Source organism: Kocuria aegyptia (genome assembly GCF_039530085.1).
GTDB classification, from domain to species: Bacteria; Actinomycetota; Actinomycetes; order Actinomycetales; family Micrococcaceae; genus Kocuria; species Kocuria aegyptia.
In genome coordinates this window covers 1-1337 of record NZ_BAAAOA010000063.1, presented here as the reverse complement: position 1 = coordinate 1337, position 1337 = coordinate 1, and the positions used below count along the sequence as shown (strand labels likewise).

The following is a 1337-nucleotide window of genomic DNA, read 5'->3' as shown; positions in this document are numbered from 1 at the left end:
GGGGTCGGGGCAGGCCAGGCCGTCGAGCAGGAAGCTGGAGCGGGCCAGCACCTGGCCCAGCGGCGGCTGCCCGGGCGGCGGCTGCGGGTGGTCCCGGACCAGCAGGGCCTCCACCTCCCTGCGGGTGCAGGAGCGGCCGGCGGGGACCTCCAGGGTCTCGGCCTCGGTGCCGGCCGCGGCCCGGGCGGCGGCGAAGTAGCGGATCAGCACCACCGGCTCAGCCCCCGATCGCGCTCATCGAGCGGGCCGGCTGGACGTAGTCGGGGGAGTCCAGCCCGGTGTGGTCCATGCCGTGGGCGGCCGGTTTCGCCCACATCGCCGCCCGCCAGCGCTCGGCCAGCTGCGCGTCGGTGGCCCCGGCGCGCAGCAGCGGCAGCAGCTCGGTCTCCTCGTGGGAGAACAGGCAGGAGCGGATCCTGCCCTCGGCGGTGATCCGGGTGCGCTTGCACTCGGCGCAGAAGGGCTCGGTGACCGAGGCGATGATCCCCACGGTGCCCAGCGGCTCGTCCGGGGCGCCGTGCGCCGCGGGGGCTTCCGCGGTGGCGGTGCGGGGGTGCACGTCCCACAGCTGGGCCGGGGCGCCGGCACGTTCCCCGGGGTGCGGGGCGAGCCGGAACCGGGTGTCCAGGCGGTGGCGGATCTGGGCGGCGGTGACCATGTCCGCCCTCGTCCAGCCGTGGTCGGCGTCCAGGGGCATCTGCTCGATGAAGCGCAGCGCGAAGCCGCGCTCGAGCGCCCAGGCGAGCAGGTCGGGGGCCTCGTGGTCGTTGATCCCGCGCATCAGCACCGCGTTGATCTTCACCGGGGCCAGCCCGGCCGCGGCGGCGGCCTCGGCCCCGGCCAGCACCTCGGCGAGCCGGTCCCGGCGGGCGAGGGCCCGGAAGGTCTCGGCGTCGAGGCTGTCCAGGGAGATGTTGATCCGGCTCAGTCCGGCCTCGGCCAGGGCCCGGGCGCGGGTGGCCAGGCCGAGGCCGTTGGTGGTCAGGGAGACCGGCAGGCCCGGGTGGGTGGCCCGGATCCCGGCGACGATGTCCTCGAGGTCACGGCGGACCAAGGGTTCCCCGCCGGTCAGGCGCAGCTCGGTGACGCCGAGTTCGGCCACGCCCACGCGCACGATCCGGGCGATCTCGGCCGGGGTCATCAGCTGGGCGGCGGGCAGCCAGGGCAGGCCGTCGGCGGGCATGCAGTAGGTGCAGCGCAGATTGCACTTGTCGATCACCGACAGCCGCAGATCGGTGGCCCGGCGCCCGTGCCGGTCCACCAGCCCGGCCCCGGCCGGGGCGCCGCTCGGCGCCGGTCCGGCACTGCGGATCTGCGGAAGTCCCAGGGAAACGCTC

The 1337-nt window shown here is 76.1% G+C and carries 2 protein-coding genes; both read right to left on the bottom strand.

Annotation, left to right across the window (positions count from 1 at the left end; genetic code table 11):
• Nucleotides 1-210 (bottom strand): MoaD/ThiS family protein (locus ABD220_RS17985; RefSeq protein WP_344124868.1); only part of this gene is annotated, 210 nt, incomplete at its 3' end.
• Between the two features lie 7 nt (nt 211-217).
• On the bottom strand, nt 218-1337 hold a 1120-nt coding region (gene moaA / locus ABD220_RS17980; protein ID WP_425552591.1), incomplete at its 5' end, for a GTP 3',8-cyclase MoaA.